Here is a 23,983-nt window from a genome sequence, read left to right on the forward strand (position 1 = left end):
ACGGGGCCGGGGCGCGGTTCTGTCCAGGCGTAACGACTATCAGGCAGGCCGTTACCGGGGCGGCGGGCCTCAGGTTTGCCAGAATGCGCCGCGCAGCCATTGGGGATCGCCGGCTTCGAACACGACTGCGTCGAAGCGCGCGGCGGGCGGCCTGCCGTGCCAGTGGCGCCGGGCCAGCTCGGGCAGCCAGAAGGCCGCGGCGCGGGCCAGCCGGGCCTGCTTGTCCGGGCCGATGCTGGCCGCGGCGCCGCCAAAGCGGCTCGGGCCGCGGGAGCGGACCTCGACGAACACCAGGATGTCGCCGTCGCGCATGGCCAGGTCGATTTCGCCAGCGCGGGTCTGCAGATTGCGCGCCAGCAGGACCAGGCCGCGCGCTTGCAGCAGGCGCAGGGCGGCGTCCTCGTGGTGGTCGCCTTTGCGTTGGGCGGGCGAGCGGCGCGGGGGCGGACGATCAGCGGGCGCTGCGCGTGCGGATCGGCGCCGGCGCCTGGCGGCGCGGCGGCGGGCCGCCAGGGCCAGTTCGCAGGCCAGTCGCAAGGTGTCATCCGTCATGAACGCTCCAGAGGTGGCGGGGCATAGGCGGCTACACTGACATGGTTTCCCGTGTCAGTAGGCTGCAATGAATCAAAATGTCTCACCTCCCCCTGCCGGAGATGCCTGGTCCCGCGTCGCTGAACGCGTGGCGGGGCAGCATTGGCCCGCTGCGACGCTGTATGTCGTGGCCACGCCGATCGGCAACCTGGGCGACCTGGGGCTGCGCGCCTGGCACGCCTTGCAGCGGGCCGACGTGATCGCGGCGGAAGACACGCGCGCCAGCCGCGCCCTGCTGGATGCCTGGGGCGTGGGCACGCCGCTCATGGCAGCCCACCGCCACAACGAAGCCGCCGCGGCGCAGACGATCTGTGAACGCCTGGCGCAGGGCCAGCGCGTGGCGCTGGTGTCCGATGCGGGCGCGCCCGCCGTCAGCGATCCTGGCGCGCGCATCGTGCGTGCGGTGCGCGAGGCCGGCTTCGGCGTGGTGCCGGTGCCGGGGCCCAGCGCGGTCATCGCCGCGCTGATGGGCAGCGGCGTCACCACTGACGAAAATCCTGGCTATGCCTTCGCGGGCTTTCCGCCGCCCAAGGCGGTGGCGCGCCAGCGCTGGCTGCGTACCTGGTGCGCCTTGCCCGCGCCTGTCGTCATGTTTGAATCGCCGCACCGGCTTGCGGCCACGCTGGCCGACTTGCTGGAAGTGTGCGGTCCGGACCGCCTGCTGACCGTGGCGCGCGAACTGACCAAGCGCTTTGAAGAGATCGCTACATTTCCGATGGGCGAGGGCGCGGCCTGGCTGGCCGCGGACGCTCACCGCGAGCAAGGCGAATTCGTGCTGATCGCGCACGCCCCTGCCGAGCAGGAGGTGGACGAAGATGCCGACCCGCGCGCCGATGCGCTGCTGGACGCCTTGCTGGAGTCGTTGTCGCTGCGCGACGCGGCGCGCGTGGCGGCCAAGGTTTCCGGACTGCCGCGGGATGTGCTGTACAACCGGGCCCTGGCCCGCAAGAAATCGGCGGAGTAAGACATGGTGTATTCCACAATCGTGTCCAACAAGCCCGCGGATCCCGACGAACGCCTGGTCTACCGCGATATCCCCACGCCGCTGGGCGACATGCGCCTGGTCGCCAGCCCCAAGGGGCTGCGCGGCGCCTGGTTCACCGACCAGGAACTGCTGCCTGCGGCAGATGGCTGGATCCTTACGGACTCCGATCCCATCCTGGAACAGGCGCGCCGCGAACTGGACGAATGGTTCGCTGGCCAGCGCCGCGTCTTCGATGTGGCGCTGGATCCCGTGGGCACGACTTTCCAGCATCAGGTGTGGCATGCCTTGTGCGACCTGGAGTTCGGCGTGCTGACGAGCTACGGCGATCTGGCCCGCACCGTGGGACGGCCCAAGGGCGCCCAGGCGGTCGGCGGGGCGGTCGGACGCAATCCGATCAGCATCATCATTCCGTGCCACCGGATCATCGGCGCGGACACCTCGCTGACCGGTTTCGGTGGCGGGCTGCCGCGCAAGCAGGCCTTGCTGGCGCACGAAGGCAATTTCTACCGCAGCCGCAGCGCAAGCGCGCGCCGGGTTTGCGACGGGCAGGCCGAACTGCCCTGGTAGGCGGGCAGGCCCGGCCTGAGAACCGGGCTTATTGCGCTTATTGCCGCTTATTGCGTCAGGGCCGGGCTTACTGCGAGGCGATGCTGGGCAGGATGCCGATGCGGTCCGAGACCAGCGGCACGGCGTTCAAGGCGCTCTGGCGGTCGGGGTAGGGGCCGATCTTGACCCGATAGAGATTATTCGACTGTTCGACCGACGCGGGCGGCGCGCCTTCGGCGCCCAGCTGCGTGTTGATGCGGCTGACCAGCGACTGCGCGTTGGCCGACTGGCTGAACGCGCCCACCTGCAGATAGACGCTGCCGATGCCGCCCGCCGCCGGCTGGCGCACCGGCGCCGAGCCGGGCGCGGGCCCAGGCAGGGGTTCGGCCGCAAGTGCTACCGGCACGGCGGCGACCGGCGCCAACACGGGCGAGGAGCCCGTCGCCGACGAAGGTTCAGGCGCGGCCGCGGCGGGCGCGCCTTGTGACGCCAGCCGCCGGATCTCGTCCTGCGGTATGGCTTCCACGATTACCTGGCCGCTGCCGGGGCCGATGATGCCGAGCTTGTGCGCGGCGACATAGGACAGGTCCATGATGCGGTCGCTGTGGAACGGGCCGCGGTCGTTCACCCGCACGATGATGGTCTTGCCGTTGACCATGCTGGTGACGCGGGCGTAGCTGGGCAGCGGTAGCGTGGTGTGGGCGGCCGTCATGGCGTACATGTCGTAGGACTCGCCGATGGACGTGGAATTGCCGTGGAACTTCTTGCCGTACCACGAGGCGGTGCCGCGCTTCTTGTACGGCTGCCCGCTGGTGTCCGGCACATAGCGCTGGCCGAACACCACATACGGCCGGTTCGCGCCGCTGGCGTAGGGTTCGATCCTGGGCACCGCGTCGGGTATCTGGTCCAGGTTCGAGGGCGGATTCGCGTCCGGCCCGTCGTCCTTGTAGTAACCGCCGCCCTTCTTGCGTCCGCCGGTGGAGGAGCAGCCCGCCACGGCAATGGCCAGCAGCAGCATCATGAACAGGCGGGTCGGGCGGGACAGGGTCATGCGGATTCGTCAGGCAGTTGGGTGCGATGGCGCACCAGCAGCGGGTCGTGGTCGGCAAAGCGCAGCGCCAGTTGTTCGACCACATACACCGAACGGTGCTGGCCGCCGGTGCAGCCGATGGCAACCGTGAGGTAATTGCGGGTGTCTTGCGTGTACTGCGGCAGCCAGCGGTTCAGGAAGCCGGCGATGTCGTCGATCATCTGCCCGACCAGGTCGAAGCCTGCCAGCCACGCAGCCACGGGCTCGTCGCGGCCGGTCAGCGGCCGCAGGTCGCGGTCGTAGTAAGGATTGGGCAGGCAGCGCACGTCGAACACCAGGTCCGCGTCTCGCGGCACGCCGCGCTTGTAGGCGAAGGACTCGAAGGTCAGCACCAGCGGCGCGCGGTCGGCCTTGATCAGGTCGCGGATCCACACGCGCAACTGGCCCGGCGTCAGGTCCGAGGTGTCGATGACGTGTTCCTGTTCGCGCAGCGGCGCGAGCAGTTCGCGTTCCAGCGCGATGCACTCGGTCAGCGACGGAGTCGTGCCTCCGCGCTGCAGACGGTCGGTCAGCGGATGGCGGCGGCGGGATTCGGAATAGCGCTGCACCAGCGTCGCGGTGCTGGCGTCGAGGAAGACCACGCGCAGGCTGGTGCCCATGGCGCGCAGCGCGGTCACCACATCGGGCAGTTCGGCCAGTTCGCCCGGCGAGCGCACGTCGATAGCGACTGCGACGCGCTCCATGCCGTCGTCCCGGGCGTTGGCGATGAACTCGGTCAGGAACCGCACGGGCAGGTTGTCGACGCAGGTGTAGCTGGCGTCCTCGAGCATGCGCAGGGCGACGGACTTGCCTGAGCCTGAGATGCCGGTGACGAGGACGACTTTCAACATGGACATGATTGTGGCACGCTTTTCGAGGACGATGCCGGCGGGATGACATCTGATATGGCCGTAAACTGCCAATCTGCGCCTGTACCGGTTTGGCTCCCGTAGCGTAAGCTTGGGGCCGGATACTCGACAGATTCACATACGCGCCCCGCCGTCATGCGTTTCGGGGGAATGGAATTCGACCTAGATGTTAGCCTTCATTTCCTTTCGTAGTGTTTCACTGCCGCGTTTTTGGGCAATTTCCCTGCTAGGGGCCGCAGCCGTCTTCATGATGGCGCCCGCTCAGGCACAACCCGCACCGCAGGAGAGCCTGCGTCCGGACACCATGGACGCCCGCGTCGCCGCCTGTACGGCCTGCCATGGCGCGCAGGGCCGGGCCGGCGCCGATGGCTACTATCCGCGCCTGGCCGGCAAGCCCCAGGAATACCTGTACCACCAGCTGCTCAACTTCCGTGATGACCGGCGCCAGTACCGGCCCATGACGCACCTGCTGACCGGACTGCCTGACGATTACCTGCGCGAGATGGCCGCGTATTTCTCCACCCAGCACGTGCCGTATCCGGCGCCGACGCGCGCCGAGGTCTCCGCCGCCACGCTGGAAGCCGGGCGCAAGCTCGCCTTGAACGGTGACGCCGCGCGCGGCCTGCCCGCCTGTGCCGCCTGTCATGGCGCCGCCTTGGGCGGCGTGCTGCCCGCCATCCCTGGGCTGCTGGGCTTGCCACGCGACTACATCGGCTCGCAGATCGGCAGCTGGAAGAACGGCCTGCGCCGCGCGGCCGCGCCTGACTGCATGGCCGACATCTCCAACAAACTCACTCCCGAGGACATAGGCGCGCTGGCCGCGTGGCTGTCCTCGCAGCCCGTGGTGGAACCCTACGCGCCTGAAGCCGCGGGTTCGATACGCCTGCCCGCGGAATGCGGCAGCCAGGCGCAACGGTAAGGGAGAGGCGGGATGTCGCTCATGAAGAAAGTCCTGTCGGTTCTGGTGCTGCTCGCGGTTGTCGCGGTGGGCGGCCTCTATTGGATGGGCACGCGCGACGACGCCAGCACCGGCCCCGCCGCGGCTGCGGACGACGCCGCGACGCTGGTCGAACGTGGCCGCTATCTGGCCTTGGCGGGCAATTGCATGGCCTGCCACACCAGCCGGGGCGGCAAGGCGCTGGCGGGCGGCACGCCCATCCCCACGCCGTTCGGCACGGTGTACGGCCCGAATATCACGCCCGACGAGAAGACCGGCATAGGCGCGTGGAGCGCCGACGATTTCTGGCAGGCCTTGCACAACGGCAAGTCGCGCGACGGCACGCTGCTGTATCCCGCCTTTCCCTACACGGAATACACGCGCGTGACGCGCGCCGATTCCGACGCGTTGTACGCCTATCTGCGCACCGTGGCGCCCGTGAACCAGCCCAGCCGGCCGGCCGAGATGGAATTCCCCTACGACCAGCGGGCGCTGCTGGCCGGTTGGCGCGCGCTGTACTTCAAGCCGGGCGTGCAGGAGGCCGATGCGGGCCAGTCGGTGCAATGGAACCGCGGCCGTTACCTGGTTGAAGGGCTGGGGCATTGCGCCGCCTGCCATACGCCGCGCAACAGCCTGGGCGGGCTGCGTTCGGCCGACCCATTGGCCGGCGGCGTGATTCCGGTACTGGACTGGTACGCGCCGCCGTTGACCAACGATATGGAGACGGGCATGGGACGCTGGTCGGCCGAGGACATCGCCGCCCTGTTGAAGACCGGTGTTTCAAAGCACTCCAGCGCCAGCGGACCCATGGCCGAAGTGGTGTTGGGCAGCACCCAGCACCTCACCGACGCCGACGCGCTGGCCATCGGCGTCTACATCAAGTCCCTGCCGGCCACGCCGGCCTCGACGGAGCGCGCGCGTCCAGCGGTCGGGCCGGCGGCCATGGAACTGGGTGGCAAGATATACCGCCAGCAATGCGCGCAATGCCACCAGCCGGGAGGCGAGGGCAGCGGCACGGCCTGGCCCGCGCTGGCCGGCAATCCGACCGTCACCGCGCCGTCGCCCGTCAACGCCATACGCATGGTGCTGGACGGCGGCTACGCGCCGGCCACGGCGGCGAACCCGCGGCCGCATGGCATGCCGCCATTCGGGCAACTGCTCAACGACAGCGATATCGCAATGCTGGTGACGTACATCCGCAATAGCTGGGGCAACGAGGCGGGCGGCGTGACGCCGCTGGAGGTCAAGCGGGCGCGCGCCGCGTCGACGCTGAACTAGGGCTGGTGCGCTACCAGGAGCCTTGCACAGGCTTAGCGCGCCTTCAAGGCAAGCGAGCAGGCTTCGCGCGCCAACTCGCCCAGTACGCGGATGGCGGTCTGCGCGGCCGCATCCCAGGGATGCCCATAGTTCAGGCGCAGGGCGCTGCCGAACTGCCCGCTGGCCGAAAATATGGGACCCGGCGCCACGCTGATGCCGCGTGCCAGCGCCTGCCGGTGCAGCGCCAGCGCATCGACGGCAGCCGGTAGCTCCAGCCACAGGAAGAATCCGCCTTGCGGCCGTGTCACGCGCGTGCCGGCGGGAAATTCCTGGGCGATCGCCTCGGCCATGCGCTGTTGCTGCGTCTGCAGCGTTTCGCGCAGGCGGCGCAGGTGGCGGTCGTAGCCTCCCTGTTCCAGGTACTCGGCGATCGCGCCCTGGGCGGGGCCGGACGCCGACAGCGTGGACGACAGCTTCAAGCGCTGCACGCGCTGGGTGTAGCGGCCGGCGCTGGCCCAGCCGATGCGGTAGCCCGGCGCCAGACATTTCGAAAACGATGAGCAATGCAACACCAGCCCCTGGGTGTCATAGGCTTTGGCGGGCACGGGCCGCGCCGGACCGAAGTACAGCTCGCCATACACATCGTCTTCGATCAACGGGATGCCGTGGCGCGCGAGCAGTTGGACCAATCGCCGCTTTCTTTCATCCGGCATCAGGCTGCCGAGAGGATTCTGGAACTGCGTCATCAGCCAGCATGCCTTGGGCGCGTGGCGCTCGATGGCGGTCTCCATCGCGTCCAGGTCAATGCCAGTGCGCGGATGGGTCGGTATTTCCAGCGCCTTCAGTCCCTGGCGTTCGAGCGCCTGCAGCGCGCCGTAGAACGTCGGCGCTTCGACCATGACCGTGTCGCCAGGCTGCGTGACTGCCTGCAGGCACAGGTTCAGCGCTTCCAGCGCACCATTGGTGACGACGATGTCGCTGGCCGGCACGTTGATGCCGCCGATCAGGTAGCGCAGCGCGATCTGGCGGCGCAGGCCGGGGTTGCCGGGGGCCAGGTCTTCCACCGTGTCCAGTGGATCCTGGCGCTTGAGGTGCGCGGCCATCGCCTGCGCCAGGCGCGGCAGCGGAAACAGCAGCGGGGAAGGGAAGGCGGAGCCCAGCGGGGTTACGTCGCGGTTGCGCACCGACCCCAAGATGTCGAAGATGCGCTCGCTGATCGCGAGTTCCGTGGATTCGCCGTCGGGGTTGGAGGCGCCGGGTTCCGGGGGCAGGGAGGCGGCAGGCGCGTTGACGTAATAGCCGGAACGCGGCTGAGCCCGGATCAGGCCGCGCGCTTCCAGCAGGTAGTACGCCTGGAACACCGTCGACGGGCTCAGCCCGCGCGCCGCGCAGGCGTCCCGCACGGAGGGCAGCTTGTCGCCCGCGCGCAGCACGCCGTCGCGGATCGACTTGGCGATCTCGGCGGCCAGGTTTTCATACAGGCTCAAGGTGCCGCCGGACGCCGCGTGCTTACTTGCTGCTTTGCAGGATCGCCATGGCCTGGCGTTCCATGAATTCGCCCAGCGTGTCGATGCCGCGCAGCTTCAGTATCGTGTTGCGCACGGCAGCTTCCACCAGCACCGCCAGATTGCGGCCGGCTGCCACTTGCAGCATGACCTTGCGCACCGGCAGGCCCAGCATGTCCTGCGTGATGTCCTGCAGCGGCAGGCGCTCGAACTTGTCCTGCGCGGTGGCGCGCACCAGATGCACGATGAGCTTGAGGCGCATCTTGCGGCGCACGGAAGTCTCGCCAAAGATGGTGCGGATGTCGAGCAGGCCCAGGCCGCGCACTTCCAGCAGGTTCTGCAGCAGCTGCGGACAGTGGCCTTCGATCATGTTGGGGGCGGTGCGCGAGAACTCCACCGCGTCATCGGCGACCAGGCCGTGTCCGCGCGAGATCAGTTCCAGCGCCAGTTCGCTCTTGCCCAGGCCGGATTCGCCGGTGATCAGCACGCCCAGTCCCAGCACGTCGAGGAACACGCCGTGCACGGTGGTGGTGGGCGCCAGCTTCTTGCCCAGGTAGATGCGCAGCAGGTCGATCAGCTGCGCGGCCGCCACCGGCGTGGACAGGAGCGGCACCTGATGCTGGTCGCACTGGTCGATGAGGTCTTGCGGCGGGGTCAGGCCGTCGGCCAGCAGAATCGCCGGGACGCCGCCGATCAGCAGCTCATCCATGTGGTGCATGCGGCGGCGCAGGTCGAAGCGGGTGTAGTACGCCAGCTCTTCCTGTCCGAACACCTGGATGCGGGACGGGTGGATCAGGTTCAAGTGGCCGACGAGGTCCGCGGCCGACATGCCGTCGTCGGGAATCGCGCGGTCCGCGGCGCCCTGGCCGGAAATCCAGTTAAAGGGGATTTTGTCGGCGTTGTCGTCGACGAGTTCCTGCACCGTGAGCATGGCAGCGTTTCCGCGAGGAGGTCAGAGTTGGCCGGTCGTCAGCATCTTGTGGACGACAGCCGGATCGGGCTCTGTGGCCAGGGCTTCGCGCAAGGCCTTGTTCGACATGAGCTGCGCCAGTTCGGCCAGGATGTCCAGGTGCTGCTGCGTGGCCGTTTCCGGCACCAGCAAACAGAGCAGCATTGACACCGGCTGCCCGTCAGGCGCATCGAAGGTGATGGGCTGGGCCAGGCGGATGAAGGCCGCGAGGGCCTGCTCCAGGCCCTTGACCCGGCCATGCGGCACCGCCACGCCCTGTCCGAGCGCGGTGGAGCCCAGGCGTTCCCGGGCGAACAGGCTGTCGAACACGAGCGCGCGCGCCAGGCCATGGTTGTTTTCAAAGAGTAGACCGGCCTGTTCGAACGCACGTTTCTTGCTCGTTGCGAGCATATCGAGCACGACGTTGCCGGCGGGTAGGATGCGCGACAAATGATTCATCGGGTCATTATATGGTTATATGATGCACTGCAATAATCGGCCTCTGGGATGCGCGCTCGGCACGCTCGCATCATGGGGCGGCAAGAGCGACAGCATAGACCGATAGCGGCGGATTGTGGGCATTCTTGCGCCTGGCGGCGGGGCGGCGCCATGGGAAACGTCGGAAATCGGGGGAAAACGGAATCGCCGGCGGAACCGGGAATGGGGGACAAAGAAGGGGGAGGCTACGGGAGGGCAGTTTGCCGATGCCCCGGCTGGACGTTGCGTCTAGCGGGACACCGGGACTTAGGCAGGATTTCTAGAATCGCTGTTTAGCTAATCTCGCGGTGCGAGTGGTCATGAAGCGCGTTACTGCTGGGGTGGCGTGAGATTCGCCGCTTGCCGCTTCACGGACTCCGCCGTGTGACTTCGTACCTTGTCCTTGTGCTTGATGACCTGACGGTCGACTTTGTCAGCAAGAAGGTCTATGGCTGCATAGAGGTTTTCATCGGTTGCTTCACAATGAATGTCCTTACCGCTTAGACGCATGGTGATTTCGGCTCTATGCCGCAGGGGCTCTACCGAGAGCATGACCTGGGTATCGATGACGTGATCGAAATGCCGCAGCACTCGCGCCAGTTTGTTCATGACATATTCCCGGATGGCCGGGGTGACGTCGAGGTGACGACCGCAGATGCTCAGGTTCATAGTGTGCTCTCCTTCTAAAAGAGGAAAAAAGGGTGCGCGAAAAGCGCGGCTGATTCGTTAGGCGTTCTCCTTGATTGAGCGGGTTCGTTTAGTACTAGTGTATAGACTCGGGCCGATAAAACAAGCTGACCTAGCGCAAGTTCATGGCATTTTTATGGCTGAGCCCCCAGGGTGCATGCGCCTTTGCGCAGGCGGCGCCTAGGGGTCTTCCCCAGGGCCGCATTACATGCGGAAATGCTCTCCCAGATAGACCCGGCGCACGGCCGGATCACCCACGATTTCATCGGGGTGGCCGTCGGTCAGAACCTTGCCTTCGCTGATGATGTAGGCGCGGTCGCAGATGCCCAGGGTTTCGCGCACGTTGTGGTCGGTGATCAGCACGCCGATGCCGCGCCCCTTCAGGAATCGCACGATGCGCTGGATCTCGATGACGGCGATGGGGTCCACGCCGGCGAAGGGCTCGTCCAGCAGGATGAAGCGCGGGCTGGTGGCCAGCGCGCGCGCGATTTCCACGCGGCGGCGTTCACCGCCCGACAGGGAGATGGCGGCGTTGCTGCGGATGTGGCCGATCTGCAGCTCTTCCAGCAGCGCTTCCATCTGCTCGTTGATCTTGGGCGTGGACAACGGACGTCCATCCGGCCCTGTTTGCAGCTCCAGCACGGCGCGGATGTTCTGTTCCACCGTCAGGCGGCGGAACACGGACGCATCCTGGGGCAAGTACGACAGGCCCATGTGCGCGCGCTTGTGGATCGGCATCGAAGTGATGACGGAGCCGTCGATCTCGATGCGGCCCGCATCCGCCGGCACCAGGCCCACGATCATGTAGAAGCTGGTGGTCTTGCCCGCGCCGTTGGGGCCAAGCAGGCCGACCACTTCGCCGCTGACCACGGACAGGGACACGTCCTGCACCACGGTCCGGCCGTTATAGGTTTTGCGCAAACCGGTTGCGCGCAGGCTGCCCTGCTTGACGCCCGAGGGGGCGGAGGTTACCGGAGTCGGCACTGAAGGTTGGTTCATCGTGGCTGCGAGTGGTGTTGCATGGGAGGCGTTCAACGCCCCTTCTTGGCTGCCTGCTGCTTGCGGCATTCGGCGATGGCGGCATCCGACTTGGCGCGCGGCTCAGCGACCGAGCGGACACGGCCGCCGGCCGCGGCAGAGTTGGGGCCGCCATGGGCTTCGTAGGTGCCGGTCTTCTCGTTGTAGCGTACCCGTTCGCCGCGAATGGTGTCGAACGGTTTTCCACAGACAAAGCGGGTCACGACTGCCTGGCCGATCAGGTCGAAGGTGCTTTTCGTGCCGTCGTATTCGGCGCGCAAGCCGGTGCCTTCGATCAGTTCGAAGGTTTCCGGACGTTCCTGTCGGATGGTGACGATCTTGCCCTTGTTGGCGGTGGCCGTGCCGTACTGGTTGCCTTGCGCGTCCTCGTTCATTTCCAGCACGTCGGAGGTCAGGGTCATGAGGCCGCGCGTCATGTTGACGTTGCCCGTGAACACGCTCTTCTTCTTCACGTCGTCGTAGTGGAGGGTATCCGACAGGATCAGCGTGCTGGGTTCTTCAGCCGGCGTCGCTGCCTTGGGCGCATCCGCGGCATGGGCCGGAGCCAACGCTGATGCGGTCAGCAGGATGGCGCCGAGCAAGCGGGTCGTCGGGGCAAGGAGAATCCGGAGGTCGGTCATGGTTTTTTCTGGTCAGTGTTGTTGGCGGGAATTTCGGTCCGGCGTTGCTGCTTGCCTTCGGAACCGGCAATTTCCACATCGGTCGATGCCGAAACCTGCAGTTGGCGCGTCTTGTTGTTGTAGTGCATGCCCGTGCCGTTCATGCGCGAACGGCCCTTGATGACTTCCGCGGGCAGGTCGGTGTAGACCACGTCGTCGTCGGGCAGAATGATCAACTGCTGGCTGCGCACGTCCAGCAGGTCGTTATTGGCGTCCGGCTGGCGGCGCACGTGGGCGTCGCCGTTCATGACGATGCGCTTGCCGCCTTGCTCCATCACTGCGGTCTTCGAGATGGCCACGGTGATGGGGTTGTCCTCGCGCTGGCCCACCGCGCGCGGCGAGGTCACGTGGTAGGAGTCGTCATCGGGGAAATGTTCTGCGTATACGCCTTCGAGCCGGTTGATGGGCTTGCCGTTCGGGTCGGTGCGCAGCATGACGAAGTCGCGCGACCAGGCGTCCATCTCGTGGGTGACGCGGCGCGGCGGATCCGTCTGGATGGCCCGCTGCGCGTAATCCGCCGCCCACCACGAACTGGCGACCAGCACCAGCAGCAGGAACAGCGCGATCAAGGAGGGAAAACGTTCTTTCATTGGATCTGCCGCAAGGGCCTATGGGTTGTCCTGGCAATCATTGGATGGCGCCCGGGCCGAGCAGGCCCGGCGCCGCCAGGAATGCGCCCAGGCGTCCCTGGGCCGCCAGCAGCAGGTCGCAGCATTCGCGCACGGCGCCGTTGCCGCCGGTGTGCGTGGACACCCAGTGGGCGGCCTGGCTGACATAGCCCGGCGCGTTCGGCACGCTGGCGGCGAAGCCGGCGCGCTGCAGGGCGGGCAGGTCGATGACGTCATCGCCCATGTAGCCGGCCTGATTCAGTTGGACACCGGAACGCTGCGCAAGTTCGGCCAGGGCGCCGCCCTTGTCGCGGACGCCCTGGATCACCTCGGCGATGCCCAGTTCGGCGGCGCGGCGCGCCACGATGGGGCCGGAGCGCCCGGTCATCAGAGCGACCTTCAGGCCGCCTTCCATCAGCAGGCGCAGCCCGTGGCCGTCCAGCGCGTTGAAGCGCTTTTGGAGTTCGCCGTTCTCGCCGTAATAGAGACTGCCGTCGGTCAGCACGCCGTCCACGTCGAACACCATGAGACGCACCGCGGCGGCGCGTTCGCGCACGCCGGCGGGGATGCGGGCCAGGACCAGCGCTTCGGCCGGATGGGTCATGGGAACAGAAAGAGTCATAGTCATACCACTTTGGCGGCCATCAGATCGTGCATGTGCAAGGCGCCGAGCAGAACGCCGTCGCTGTCCAGCACGAGCATGTGGTTGAGCCGTTGTTTGTCCATTTGCTGGGCCGCCTCGACGGCCAGCGCGTCGGGGGTGATGCTGCGCGGCGAGCGCGTCATGCCGGATTCGACGGTCAGGCTGCGGATGTCGCCCTGACGCGCGATCAGGCGGCGCAGGTCGCCGTCGGTGAAGATGCCCACGGGGCGATGCTGGGCGTCGGTCACGACGGTCATGCCCATGCCCTTGGCGGACATGACCTCCAGCGCCTGCGAGACCGGTGTGCCGGCCTGGACGATGGGCAAGGCGTCGCCTTGACGCATGACGTCGCGCACGTGGGTCAGCAGGCGGCGGCCGAGGGCGCCGCCTGGGTGCGAGCGGGCGAAATCCTGCGGGCCGAAACCGCGGGCTTCCAGGCAGGCGACGGCCAGGGCGTCGCCCAAGGCCAGGGCTGCGGTGGTGCTGGCCGTGGGCGCCAGATTCAGGGGGCAGGCCTCCTGGGCCACGCTGGCGTCCAGGTGGACGTCGGCCAGCCGCGCAAGTTCGGACTGCGGATTGCCGGTAATCGCGATCAGCTTGGCGCCCATGCGGCGGGCGACGGGAAGTATCGTCAGCAATTCCTGGCCGGAACCCGAATAGGAAATCGCGATCAGGACGTCGTCCTGGGTGATCATGCCCAGATCGCCGTGGACGGCCTCGGCGGCGTGCACGAAAAAGGCCGGCGTGCCGGTCGAGGCCAGGGTCGCCGCGATCTTGCGGGCGACATGGCCGGTCTTGCCGATGCCGCTGACGACCACCCGGCCGCGACAGGCCAGCAGCATCGCGACGGTCTGCGTGAAGCTGTCGTCCAGCCGGGCCGACAGGTCCATCAGGCCCTGGCATTCAATCTGCAGCGTTCTGCGCGCAGATGCCAGCGCGGTCTCGGACGATGTTGTGGGATGGTCAGTCATACATGGATTTTAATATCAGTATGAGGGTTTGCCCCCGGAAAGGCCGTATGGCATGCTGGCGGGTCATTTCAACGGCTTTCCAACTTTTTTCCAGGCTCGCTCCATGTCCAGCATTTCCAGCCCCGTCCTTGGCACGCCCCTGTCCCCCTTGGCCACCCGCGTCATGCTGCTCGGATCTGGCGAATTGGGCAAAGAGGTCATCATTGCCCTGCAGCGGCTGGGCGTGGAAGTGATTGCCGTGGATCGGTATGCCGATGCTCCGGGCCACCAGGTGGCGCACCGGGCGCATGTGGTCTCGATGACGGACCCGCAGGCCCTGCGCAAGGTCATCGAACAGGAACGGCCCCACGTTATTGTCCCCGAAATCGAAGCCATTGCCACCAATTTGCTGGTGGAACTGGAAGAGGCGGGCGTGGCCCGGGTGACGCCGACCGCGCGGGCGGCCCAGTTGACCATGAACCGCGAGGGCATCCGCCGCCTGGCGGCCGAGACCCTGGGGCTGCCGACCTCGCCCTACCGCTTCGTCGACACCGAGGAAGAACTGCGCGACGCCATCGATGGCGGCATAGGCTATCCCTGCGTCATCAAGCCGGTCATGTCGTCCTCCGGCAAGGGCCAGTCCGTGATCAAGAGCGCCGACGACGTCGAATCCGCCTGGCGCTACGCCCAGGAGGGCGGTCGGGTGGGCGGCGGGCGCGCCATCGTCGAAGGCTTCATCCGTTTCGACTACGAAATCACCCTGCTGACCGTGCGCGCCCGCGGCGCCGACGGCCAGGTCGAAACCCGCTACTGCGAACCCATCGGCCACAAGCAGGTTGACGGCGACTACGTGGAAAGTTGGCAGCCGCACCCGATGTCTCCGGCCGCGCTGCAGCGCTCCCGGGAAATCGCGCTGGCGGTCACGTCCAACCTGGGCGGCCTGGGCATTTTCGGCGTGGAATTGTTCGTGGCGGGCGACCAGGTTTGGTTCTCGGAAGTCAGTCCGCGTCCGCACGACACCGGCATGGTCACCATGATCACGCAGGTCCAGAACGAATTCGAGCTGCACGCCCGGGCGTTCCTGGGGCTGCCGGTGGACACCAGCCTGCGCCAGCCCGGCGCCAGCAGCGTCATCTATGGCGGCATCGAGGCCGCCGCGGTGTCGTTCCACAACGTGGCCGAAGCGCTGGCTGAACCCGGCACCGACATCCGCCTCTTCGGCAAGCCCGAATCCTTCGTCAAGCGCCGCATGGGCGTGGGCCTGGCCGTGGCCGACGACGTGGCGGCGGCCCGGGCCAAGGCCAAGCGGGTGTCGGCGGCGGTGTCCGTCAAGGCCGGCTGACCGCTCTTTTTCCCCTGTTCAGGCGGCCACCAGCCCACGGGCTGGTGGCCGCTTTCGTTTGGGCGCGGCAATCCGGAAGACAGGCCGTCGCCGCTGCGATGCGATGTCTTGCGCCCATGCCCCTGGGGCCAGTGTGGTTTGCGCTTTCGCATAGTTTGTTCGATAATTTCAGAAATTTCTGAAAGCGGTGTAACTGTTTTTGTCTTCCCGGGGCCGCGGCCCTGATTTTGCCGGTGTAGCCCGATCCATGGCCCTGTCCCCTCAAAACGAACGCTTCGTCCTGCATTTCGGCGAAATGGGCAGCCGATGGGGCGTGAACCGCACGGTCGGCCAGATCTACGCTCTGCTGTTCCTGGCGCCCAAGCCGCTGAACGCCGACGACATCGCCGAGACCCTCGGCTTTTCGCGCTCCAACGTCAGCCTCGGGCTGAAGGAGCTGCAATCCTGGCGCCTGGTCAAGCTCATCCATCAAGTCGGCGACCGCCGCGACTACTTCGAAACTCCCAAGGACGTCTGGGAGATCTTCCGCATCCTGATGGAAGAAAAGCGCAAGCGCGAAATCGATCCCACGCTGACCCTGCTGCGGGACACCCTGCTGGAACGCCCGTCAGGGCCCGATGAGGCCTACGCGCAACAACGCATGAACGAAATGCTGGAGCTGATCGAACTGTCCACGGGATGGTTCGATGAGGTTCAACGTCTGCCGCCAGAAACCCTGCAGAACCTGATGAAGCTCGGTTCGAAAGTGCAGAAGGTGCTGGGTTTCGCCGGCAAATTGCGGGGCAAGGGCTGACCTTGATCCGCCCCGATTTTTCAGGAAACCTCTATGAAGTTGTATGCAACGCTCGTAACATGGCGCGAGAGACGGCCTGGGAACCATGCCGGTTGCCGCGGCACCTCAACTGCTTGGGAGCGACCCAATGATTGATCTCGACGTCGTAAATCTGTCGCGATTCCAGTTTGCCGCGACCGCGCTCTACCACTTCCTCTTCGTCCCCCTCACGCTCGGCCTGTCGTTCATCCTGGCCATCATGGAAAGCGTGTACGTCATGACCGGCCGCCCCATCTGGAAGCGGATGACCATGTTCTGGGGCACGCTGTTCGGCATCAACTTCGCCTTGGGCGTCGCCACCGGCGTCGTGATGGAGTTCCAGTTCGGCATGAACTGGTCCTACTACAGCCACTACGTGGGCGACATCTTCGGCGCGCCGCTGGCGCTCGAAGGGCTGATGGCCTTCTTCCTGGAAGCCACCTTCGTCGGCCTGTTCTTCTTCGGCTGGAACCGCATGTCCAAGGTCAGCCACCTGGTGGTGACCTGGCTGGTGGCGTTCGGCACCAACTTCTCGGCGCTGTGGATCCTGATCGCCAATGGCTGGATGCAGAATCCGGTCGGTTCGATCTTCAATCCCGACACCATGCGCATGGAGATGACCGACTTCGCCGCGGTGATCTTCAACCCTGTGGCTCAGGCCAAGTTCGTGCACACGGTCAGCGCGGGCTATGTCGCGGGCGCCATGTTCGTCATGTCGATCAGCGCCTGGTACCTGCTCAAGGGCCGCCATATCGATCTGGCCAAGCGCTCGATGGCGGTCGCCGCCAGTTTCGGCCTGGCCTCGGCGCTGTCGGTCGTGGTGCTGGGGGACGAAAGCGGCTACCTCACCACCGAACACCAGAAGATGAAGATCGCGGCCATCGAGTCCATGTGGCATACCGAGCCGGCCCCCGCGTCCTTCAACCTGATCGCCATTCCCAACCAGGCCGAGCGCAAGAACGATTTCGCGATCGAGATTCCCTACGTCATGGGCATCATCGGTACGCGTTCGCTCACCACGCCGCTGCTGGGCATCGACGATCTGATCCGGCGCGCCGAAAATCGCATCCGCGACGGCATGGTGGCCTATGAAGCGCTGCAGAAGATCCGCGCCAATCCCAAGGACGTGGACGCGCGCATGGTTTTCGACAAGACCTGGCCCGACCTGGGCTATGCGCTGCTGGTCAAGCGCTACCAGCCCGACATGAGCAAGGTCACCGAAGACGACATCAAGAAGGCCGCCGTCGATACCGTGCCCAACGTGGCGCCGCTGTTCTGGGCGTTCCGCATCATGGTGGCGGTGGGCATGTACCTGATCCTGTTCTTCGGCGTGGCTTTCTGGCTGGCCTCGCGCGGGCGGCTGGACAGCCGGCGCGGCCTGCTCAAGGTGGCGCTGTGGAGTTTGCCGCTGCCCTGGGTCGCGATCGAAAGCGGTTGGTTCGTGGCCGAATACGGCCGCCAGCCCTGGGTGATCGAAGGCGTGCTGCCGACCTACTACGCGGCTTCCGGCCTGACCATCGTCGACCTGGCCATCAGCCTGACCATATTCCTGGTGCTGTACACGGTGCTGCTGATCATCGGCGTGAAGGTGATGCTGCACGCCGTGAAGGCGGGACCGAAATCCGATGGGCCGGCGCCCGGCTCTGCCGCCGCCGATCCGGTGCGCGCCGCGGTGCGAGCCTGAGGGAGAGACAGCGATGGATACTCTTATTCCTTTCGACTACGGCACGCTGCGCGTGGTCTGGTGGGTGCTCTTGGGCGCCTTGCTCATCGGCTTCGCCGTCATGGACGGCTTCGATCTGGGCGTGGCCGCGCTGTTGCCCGTGGTCGCCAAGACCGACATCGAACGCCGCGTGGTGATCAACGTGGTGGGGCCGGTCTGGGAAGGCAACCAGGTCTGGCTCATCACGGCGGGCGGCGCCATTTTCGCCGCCTGGCCACTGCTGTATGCGGCGTCGTTCTCCGGCTTCTACCTGGCGATGATGCTGGTGCTGATTGCGCTGATCCTGCGGCCTGTCGGTTTCAAGTACCGCAGCAAGATGGAAGGCACCAGCTGGCGCAACCGCTGGGACGGCGTGCTCTGTTTCTCGGGCGTGGTGGCTTCGCTGGTGTTCGGCGTGGCCATGGGCAACATCATCCTGGGCGTGCCGTTTACCTTCGATCCGGTGACCTTGCGTCCGATCTATGAAGGACACTTCTACCAGCTGTTCATGCCGTTCGCGCTCTTGGCCGGCGTGCTCAGCGTGGTGATGCTGGCCATGCACGGAGCCGTGCTGCTGGCCTGGCGCACGGAAGACCCGATCTCGTCGCGGGCCCGCAACTGGGGCAGGCTGTGCGCCTTGCTGACCGCGGCGCTGTTCGCGGCGGGCGGCTTCTGGGTGGCGGGCGGCCTGCCTGGCCATGTCATCACCAGCGCGGTGGACATGGCCGGTCCGTCGGATCCCATGCTCAAGACCGTGGCGGTGCAGAACGGCGCCTGGATGGCCAACTACGCGAAATGGCCACTGATGTGGATCGCGCCCGCGCTAGGCGTGGGCGGCGCCTTGCTGGTGGTGCTGCTGCTGACCGTGCGCGCCAATGTGCTGTCGTTCCTGGCATCCGCGATTTCGATCAGCGGCGTGATTTTGACGGTGGGCTTTTCGCTCTTCCCCTTCATCATGCCTTCGTCGACGAAGCCGCAGGCCGGCCTGACCATCTGGGACGGTTCGTCCAGCCACTTGACGCTGTGGATCATGGTGATCGCGGTCGCCATCTTCCTGCCGCTCATCACGGTTTACACCTCATGGGTGTACCGCGTCATGCGCGGCAAGGTCACCCACGAATCGGTGGGCGACACGCCCAACTCATACTGAAAAAGGAGCCTCCACCATGTGGTATTTCTCGTGGATACTCGGTCTGGGCCTGGCGTGTGCCTTCGCCATTCTCAATGCAATGTGGTTCGAGCTGCGCGAGGGGCATACGCATGACCCGCGCGCCAGCCGCAATGACGCGTGAGCGGCGGCACTAGCAGCCTCGAGCACGATCCCTCGGCAACTCTGGACAAACCGCCGCGCGCACAGTCGCGGTGGTTGATGGCGCTTGCCAAGGCGGCCAGGTTGCCGTTGATGCTGGCGGGCGCCGCGCCCCTCTTGAGCGGCGTCTTGCTGGTGGTGCAGGCCTGGCTGCTGGCCAGCGTGCTCGATGCGGCCATCGTCAGGCAAGTACCCCGGCAAGAACTGCTCGGCGACATCCTGGTCATAGCCGGGCTGATGCTGTTGCGCGCCTGCATCACCTGGGCGGGCGAGCGCGCCGGCGCGGACGCGGCCGAGCGCATCAAGCGCCATGTGCGGCTATCGCTCTTCAGGCGCCTGGTGCAAAAAGGTCCTTATTGGAGCCGGGGGCAGGCGTCCGGGGAGCTGGCCAGCGCAGTGGTGGATCAGGTCGAAGCGCTGGATGGGTTCTTTGCCAAGTACCTGCCCGCCATGGCCGCGGCGGCCATGCTGCCGGTCGCGTTTTCCGTGGTGTTGTTGCCAATGGACGTGATCGCCGGACTGGTCCTGCTGATCACCGCGCCGCTGATACCCCTGTTCATGGCCTTGGTCGGCTGGGGCGCCCAGGGCGCCAGCCGCAGGCACCTGCGCGCCTTCGCCCGCTTGTCGGGCTTTTTCGCCGACCGGCTGCGCGGCCTGTCCGCCCTGAAGCTATACGGCCGCGCCGAGGCTGAGGCAGCGTCGGTCGTGGCGGCCAGCGACGCGCTGCGCCAGCGCACGATGTCGGTGCTGCGCATTGCCTTTCTTTCATCGGCGGTGCTGGAGTTTTTCGCGGCGCTGGGCGTGGCCGGGGTGGCGGTCTACATTGGATTGACCTATCTGGGATTCCTGGACCTGCGCTGGTCGCCGCTGACCTTGCAGGCCGGGTTGTTCTGTCTGCTGATGGCGCCGGAGGTCTATGCGCCGTTGCGCCAGTTCGCGGCGCATTATCACGACCGCGCGGCCGCGTTGGCGGCGGTGTCGCAGATAGCGCTGCTGTTCGATGGCCTGCCGCAAGAAGGCGATGGCCAGGCCGGTGGCGGATCTGGCCCGCGCAATCTTGCCGAGGCCGCCGCAGGCCCAGGACGCATTTCCGGGCGCCCTGGCTCAGGCGCTGCCCTTGCCATCGTAGGCTTGAATCTGGACGTGCCGGGCCGCGGCTTGGCGGTGCTTTCGGACGCCTGTCTGACGCTGGCGCCGGGCGAGCACGCCGCGCTGATGGGACCCAGCGGCATTGGCAAATCCTCGCTGATCGAGGCGATCGCACGCCTGCGTCCGTTCCGGGGGGACATCCGCATCGACGGCGTGTCTCTGCCCGAATGGGACGAGGCGGCGTTGCGCCAGCGCGTGGCGCTGATCGGTCAGAAGCCGCAGCTGCTGGCCGGTTCCATCGCGGACAACATCCGTCTGGGCCGCCCCGACGCTACCGATGCCGAAGTGCAGGCCGCCGCGCGCCGCGCCTGTGTGCTGGAGTTCGCCGAGGCCTTGCCGCAAGGGCTGGCGACGCCATTGGGCGGCCGCGGGCACGGCCTGTCCGGCGGCCAGGCGCAGCGCGTCGCGCTGGCGCGCCTGTTCCTGCGCGATCCGGGGCTGATCCTGCTGGATGAGCCCACGGCGCATCTGGACGAGGCCACGCAAGCGCGCGTGCTGGACGAGATCCTGGAATTCGCCGCCGGCCGCAGCTTGCTGTTGGTAACGCATGCGCCGGCAGTGGCGGCCCGGTTGGGCCGGACCCTGCGTGTGGCCGGCGGAAAAGTGGAAGACGCATGAAGAATCTGTTGTTGCTCCTGCCGCTGTATGCGCGCCGTAAAAGCGGGCTTTTACTCGCATTGTTCTGTGCGCTGGCGACGGTGGCCGCAGGCGTGGGCCTGTTGGGCGTTTCGGGCTGGTTCCTGACCGGTGCGGCGCTGGCGGGGGCGGGCGGCGCGTTCAATCTGTTTGCGCCGTCGGCGCTGGTGCGCGGCTTGTCGTTCCTGCGCATCGTGGCACGCTACGCTGATCGGGTGGTCGGCCATTCCGCCACGCTGCGCCTGTTGGCGGACTTGCGCGCGAAGGTGTTTTCGGCACTGATCCGGCTCACGCCGCGGCAACTGGCGCGCTATCGCGATGGCGACCTGGTGGCGCGCATGACGGGCGACGTCGACGCGCTCGATACGGTTTTCCTATTTGTGCTGGCGCCTCTGATCACCGCGGTGCTGGCGGGCGCGGTGCTGACCGCGGTGCTGGGTCTGTGGGTGCCCGCCGCCGCGCTGGCGTTGGCCCTGGCTTTGCTGGTGGCCTGTGTGCTGGTGCCTTTGTGGCTGCTGCGCGCCGCGCGCAAGCCGGGCGTGGCGGCCCAGGAGAGCGCGGCGGGGCTGCGCGCCGCCACGCTGGACGCGGTGGACGGGCACGCGGACATGGTGGCCCTGCATGCGCAGGCGCAGACGGCCGCGCATTTCGAACGCCTGTGCCAGGCCAGCGCGTTGGCCCGCCGCAGCCAGGCGCGGGTGGCGGTACGCGGGCAGTTCTTCCTCCAGGCCGCCGCCAGCGCCTCGGTGCTGGCCTTGCTCTGGTTCGGCCTGGACACGCTGGAAGCGGGGCGGATAGAAGGCCCCGCGCTTGCCGGGCTGTTGCTGGCGGTCATCGGAATCTTCGAAGTGGCCGGTCCCATCATGCGCGGGGCATCGCGCATGGGCTCGGCCATATCGGCGGCGGCGCGCATCCGCGAAGTCACGCAATGCGAGCCAGACATGCAGGATCCGCCCGCGCCTCGCGCTTTGCCCGACAGCGGCGCGGTGGAGCTGGATGGCGTGCGCTTTGCTTATCCCGCCCGAGGGGCTGGTGCCAGTCCGCTGGTGCTGGACGACGTCACCCTGCGTGTGGCGCCCGGTGAGCGGATCGCCATCGTAGGGCCAAGCGGTGCGGGCAAGTCGACCTTGCTGCACCTGCTCTTGCGTCTGGAGGATCCACAGGCGGGACAGGTGCGTTTCGGCGGCTGCGACGCGCGCGCCTGTGCACAGGCCGATTGGCACCGGCGCATTGCGCTGCTGTCGCAGGACGCGCCGGTGTTCCTGGGGACTTTGCGCACCAACCTGCTCATCGGCGATCCCGACGCGGATGACGCCGCCTTGTGGCGCGCGCTGGACGCCGCGAGGCTGGGCGATTTCGTGCGCGGCCTGCCCGATGGCCTGGATACCTGGGCGGGTGAGACGGGTTCGCAGTTGTCGGCCGGGCAGGCGCGCCGCCTATGCCTGGCGCGCGCGCTGTTGTCGCCCGCGGCGGTCATCGTGCTGGACGAGCCGACCGCAGGGCTGGATCGCGAGGCCGAAACGGCATTCTTCGCTGACCTGGCAGGCGCCGTGGGAGGACGCGCCGTGGTGCTTGCGACCCACGCAGCCTTGCCTCCCGGGGCGGTCGATCGCCGCTATGTCTTGCAGGGCGGCCGGCTACAGGAATGTGAATGGTCATCGGGGACGGCAATCCTGGCTTAAGCGCGGTTGCGAGGTTATAGTTCGCCTTGCTTCAATTCTTCAGGGCCGTCTTCCATGCAGACCGACAACGCCGAGTACATCCGGCGCACCATCCGCAGCGTTCCAGACTGGCCCCAACCCGGTGTCATATTTCGCGACATCACGCCCGTGCTGCAGGATCCTCGCGCGTTCCGGGTGCTTATCGATCTCTTCGTCTACCGCTACATGCGCCAGCGCCTGGACCTCGTGGCCGGCGTGGACGCGCGCGGCTTCATCGTGGGCAGCGTGCTGGCCTATGAGCTCAATCTGGGTTTCGTGCCGGTGCGCAAGAAGGGCAAGCTGCCGTTCCGCACGGTGGCCGAGGAATACTCGCTGGAGTACGGCAACGCGTCGGTTGAAATGCACACGGATTCCGTGCGCACCGGCCAGCGCGTCCTGCTGGTGGACGATCTGATCGCCACGGGCGGCACCATGTTGGCCGCCATCAAGCTGCTGCAGCGCCTGGGCGCCAACGTGGTTGAGGCGGCCGCCATCATCGACCTGCCCGACCTGGGCGGCTCCGCGAAGGTCGCCGCCACCGGCACGCCGCTCTACACCGTCTGTCAATACAGCGCCGACACCGCCGCGTAGGGGCTATGCGTCCGACAGGCGCGGCTGGATAAAGTCCAGGAACGCCTTGGTCTTGGCCGGCAGCATGCGCGAAGGCAGCAGCGCGAAGAGCGGCAGGGGCGTCAGGCTCCACTCCGGCAGCACCCGCACCAGGCCCGCCTGCTTGATGGCGCGTTCCATCGCGTCGAAGACCAGCAGCGGTGTGATGCCCAGGCCTTGACCGGCCAGCCGTCCGAGCATGCCGACGTTGTTGGCCGAAAGTCGCCCCGACACCTGCACCCGTTCCACCTTGTCGCCCGAATGCAGCATCCAGAAGGATGACTCCTCGCGCATGGTGGGGCGTAGGCATTCGTGATGGCTGAGATCCGCCGGCACGCGAGGCTCGCCGTGGCGCGCCAGGTACTCGGGCGAGGCATATAGCTGGTGGGCCATCAGCACGATCTTGCGCGAGATCAGGCTGGAGTCCGGCTGCTGGCCGAAGCGCAGGATCAGGTCGAACGGATTGCTGATGGGGTCGATCGGCCGCATGCTCAGATCGAAGTCGCATTCGATGTCCGGATGCTGCTCGCGGAATTCGCTGATGACGGCCGGCAGGAACAGCTGCGCCAGGCTGGTGGGCAGCGAGATGCGCAGGCGTCCCTTGGGCTGCACCGCCATGTCCAGCAGTTGATCGTGCGCGATGCGCGCTTCTTCCACGATATGGCGGCAGCGCTCGAAATAGATGGCGCCGGCCTCGGTCAGGTCGATCTTGCGCGTGCTGCGGTTGAGCAGCCGCATGCCGATGCTGCGCTCCAGTTCACTGACGCGGCGCGAGAGCGTGGACGTCGGAATATTCAAGGCTTCGGCGGCGTGGCTGAAGTTCTTGCGCTTGGCGACTTCGACAAACAGAGCGATGTCGTTAAGCTGGATATCCATGAGGCCCTCGAAGTTCAAAATTCCATTTCTGGCAGATTTGTATGATAAATGGAATCATTGTCCCGCCAGTAGAAATGTC

At 66.6% G+C, this 23,983-nt stretch carries 25 protein-coding genes; 12 read left to right on the plus strand and 13 right to left on the minus strand.

The features are described 5' to 3' along the window. Window positions 1-69 precede the first annotated feature (69 nt). Complete coding sequence (locus AC3WOB_RS01435) at window positions 70-552, minus strand: YraN family protein (RefSeq protein WP_492273957.1); 483 nt, start codon at window positions 550-552, stop codon at window positions 70-72. A 67-nt stretch (window positions 553-619) separates the two neighbouring features. Between AC3WOB_RS01435 and rsmI the strand changes: the two genes are divergently transcribed. Both rsmI and AC3WOB_RS01445 read left to right on the plus strand, forming a co-directional pair. Next, a complete protein-coding gene (rsmI, locus tag AC3WOB_RS01440; RefSeq protein WP_492273958.1) occupies window positions 620-1,555 on the plus strand; it encodes a 16S rRNA (cytidine(1402)-2'-O)-methyltransferase in 936 nt (311 codons plus the stop codon). Between the two features lie 3 nt (window positions 1,556-1,558). Then, window positions 1,559-2,143, plus strand: a complete 585-nt coding sequence (locus tag AC3WOB_RS01445) for a methylated-DNA--[protein]-cysteine S-methyltransferase (RefSeq protein WP_013396733.1) — start codon at window positions 1,559-1,561, stop codon at window positions 2,141-2,143. Window positions 2,144-2,210: 67 nt separating this feature from the next. Here the strand turns inward: AC3WOB_RS01445 and AC3WOB_RS01450 are convergent, their stop codons facing one another. Next, on the minus strand, window positions 2,211-3,173 hold the full coding sequence (locus AC3WOB_RS01450; protein ID WP_492273959.1) for a septal ring lytic transglycosylase RlpA family protein: 963 nt from the start codon (window positions 3,171-3,173) through the stop codon (window positions 2,211-2,213). Beyond that, the gene (gene rapZ, locus AC3WOB_RS01455) at window positions 3,170-4,042 is read right to left on the minus strand and encodes an RNase adapter RapZ (RefSeq protein WP_041656741.1); all 873 of its coding nucleotides are present in this window, start codon (window positions 4,040-4,042) and stop codon (window positions 3,170-3,172) included. Before rapZ ends, AC3WOB_RS01450 begins: the two co-directional genes overlap by 4 nt. Before the next feature lie 184 nt (window positions 4,043-4,226). On the opposite strand from rapZ, the gene AC3WOB_RS01460 reads away from it, so the two are divergent. After that, the gene (locus AC3WOB_RS01460; protein ID WP_492273960.1) at window positions 4,227-4,979 is read left to right on the plus strand and encodes a c-type cytochrome; all 753 of its coding nucleotides are present in this window, start codon (window positions 4,227-4,229) and stop codon (window positions 4,977-4,979) included. Between the two features lie 12 nt (window positions 4,980-4,991). Then, the gene (locus tag AC3WOB_RS01465) at window positions 4,992-6,275 is read left to right on the plus strand and encodes a c-type cytochrome (protein ID WP_492273961.1); all 1,284 of its coding nucleotides are present in this window, start codon (window positions 4,992-4,994) and stop codon (window positions 6,273-6,275) included. A gap of 32 nt (window positions 6,276-6,307) precedes the next feature. On the opposite strand, the gene AC3WOB_RS01470 is transcribed toward AC3WOB_RS01465, so the two are convergent. From AC3WOB_RS01470 to AC3WOB_RS01510, 9 genes are all read right to left on the minus strand, one after another. After that, a complete protein-coding gene (locus AC3WOB_RS01470; RefSeq protein ID WP_492273962.1) occupies window positions 6,308-7,741 on the minus strand; it encodes an aminotransferase-like domain-containing protein in 1,434 nt (477 codons plus the stop codon). A gap of 22 nt (window positions 7,742-7,763) precedes the next feature. Beyond that, window positions 7,764-8,690 carry an HPr(Ser) kinase/phosphatase gene (gene hprK / locus AC3WOB_RS01475; protein WP_013396727.1) on the minus strand — a complete coding sequence of 309 codons (927 nt, stop codon included), beginning with the start codon at window positions 8,688-8,690 and terminating at the stop codon, window positions 7,764-7,766. A 21-nt stretch (window positions 8,691-8,711) separates the two neighbouring features. Then, on the minus strand, window positions 8,712-9,167 hold the full coding sequence (locus tag AC3WOB_RS01480) for a PTS sugar transporter subunit IIA (protein WP_006389881.1): 456 nt from the start codon (window positions 9,165-9,167) through the stop codon (window positions 8,712-8,714). A gap of 348 nt (window positions 9,168-9,515) precedes the next feature. Further along, window positions 9,516-9,854: a ribosome hibernation-promoting factor, HPF/YfiA family gene (gene hpf / locus AC3WOB_RS01485; protein WP_013396726.1), complete on the minus strand. Its 339-nt coding sequence runs from the start codon at window positions 9,852-9,854 to the stop codon at window positions 9,516-9,518. Window positions 9,855-10,076: 222 nt separating this feature from the next. Then, window positions 10,077-10,871 carry an LPS export ABC transporter ATP-binding protein gene (lptB, locus tag AC3WOB_RS01490; protein WP_013396725.1) on the minus strand — a complete coding sequence of 265 codons (795 nt, stop codon included), beginning with the start codon at window positions 10,869-10,871 and terminating at the stop codon, window positions 10,077-10,079. Window positions 10,872-10,903: 32 nt separating this feature from the next. Continuing rightward, window positions 10,904-11,530 carry a lipopolysaccharide transport periplasmic protein LptA gene (lptA, locus tag AC3WOB_RS01495; protein WP_013396724.1) on the minus strand — a complete coding sequence of 209 codons (627 nt, stop codon included), beginning with the start codon at window positions 11,528-11,530 and terminating at the stop codon, window positions 10,904-10,906. Next, a complete protein-coding gene (lptC, locus tag AC3WOB_RS01500; protein WP_013396723.1) occupies window positions 11,527-12,159 on the minus strand; it encodes an LPS export ABC transporter periplasmic protein LptC in 633 nt (210 codons plus the stop codon). The genes lptA and lptC overlap by 4 nt, the downstream gene beginning before the upstream one ends. Before the next feature lie 37 nt (window positions 12,160-12,196). Continuing rightward, window positions 12,197-12,805, minus strand: a complete 609-nt coding sequence (locus AC3WOB_RS01505) for a KdsC family phosphatase (protein WP_013396722.1) — start codon at window positions 12,803-12,805, stop codon at window positions 12,197-12,199. After that, entirely contained in the window at window positions 12,802-13,791 is a 990-nt protein-coding gene (locus AC3WOB_RS01510) for a KpsF/GutQ family sugar-phosphate isomerase (protein ID WP_013396721.1), read from the minus strand. The genes AC3WOB_RS01505 and AC3WOB_RS01510 overlap by 4 nt, the downstream gene beginning before the upstream one ends. Window positions 13,792-13,894: 103 nt before the next feature. Between AC3WOB_RS01510 and purT the strand changes: the two genes are divergently transcribed. The 8 genes from purT (at window position 13,895) to AC3WOB_RS01550 (ending at window position 23,010) form a co-directional block, all read left to right on the plus strand. After that, window positions 13,895-15,112 carry a formate-dependent phosphoribosylglycinamide formyltransferase gene (purT, locus tag AC3WOB_RS01515; protein ID WP_492273963.1) on the plus strand — a complete coding sequence of 406 codons (1,218 nt, stop codon included), beginning with the start codon at window positions 13,895-13,897 and terminating at the stop codon, window positions 15,110-15,112. A 247-nt stretch (window positions 15,113-15,359) separates the two neighbouring features. Further along, window positions 15,360-15,905: a GbsR/MarR family transcriptional regulator gene (locus AC3WOB_RS01520; RefSeq protein WP_013396719.1), complete on the plus strand. Its 546-nt coding sequence runs from the start codon at window positions 15,360-15,362 to the stop codon at window positions 15,903-15,905. A gap of 127 nt (window positions 15,906-16,032) precedes the next feature. Then, complete coding sequence (locus tag AC3WOB_RS01525; protein WP_013396718.1) at window positions 16,033-17,607, plus strand: cytochrome ubiquinol oxidase subunit I; 1,575 nt, start codon at window positions 16,033-16,035, stop codon at window positions 17,605-17,607. Between the two features lie 13 nt (window positions 17,608-17,620). Then, window positions 17,621-18,775, plus strand: a complete 1,155-nt coding sequence (gene cydB, locus AC3WOB_RS01530) for a cytochrome d ubiquinol oxidase subunit II (RefSeq protein WP_013396717.1) — start codon at window positions 17,621-17,623, stop codon at window positions 18,773-18,775. Window positions 18,776-18,791: 16 nt separating this feature from the next. Beyond that, window positions 18,792-18,917 (plus strand): cytochrome bd-I oxidase subunit CydX, encoded by a 126-nt coding sequence (cydX, locus tag AC3WOB_RS01535; protein WP_013396716.1) that lies wholly within the window; start codon window positions 18,792-18,794, stop codon window positions 18,915-18,917. A 77-nt stretch (window positions 18,918-18,994) separates the two neighbouring features. Continuing rightward, window positions 18,995-20,701, plus strand: coding sequence for a thiol reductant ABC exporter subunit CydD (cydD, locus tag AC3WOB_RS01540; RefSeq protein ID WP_492273964.1), 1,707 nt, complete (start codon window positions 18,995-18,997; stop codon window positions 20,699-20,701). Beyond that, window positions 20,698-22,401, plus strand: a complete 1,704-nt coding sequence (cydC, locus tag AC3WOB_RS01545) for a thiol reductant ABC exporter subunit CydC (RefSeq protein WP_492273965.1) — start codon at window positions 20,698-20,700, stop codon at window positions 22,399-22,401. Before cydD ends, cydC begins: the two co-directional genes overlap by 4 nt. 54 nt (window positions 22,402-22,455) lie before the next feature. Next, entirely contained in the window at window positions 22,456-23,010 is a 555-nt protein-coding gene (locus AC3WOB_RS01550) for an adenine phosphoribosyltransferase (protein ID WP_088143241.1), read from the plus strand. 3 nt (window positions 23,011-23,013) lie between these two features. Here the strand turns inward: AC3WOB_RS01550 and AC3WOB_RS01555 are convergent, their stop codons facing one another. Beyond that, window positions 23,014-23,904, minus strand: a complete 891-nt coding sequence (locus AC3WOB_RS01555) for a LysR family transcriptional regulator (protein WP_013396712.1) — start codon at window positions 23,902-23,904, stop codon at window positions 23,014-23,016. Window positions 23,905-23,983: the final 79 nt, after the last annotated feature.

The organism is Achromobacter sp. FW305-C-30-7 (genome assembly GCF_058783105.1).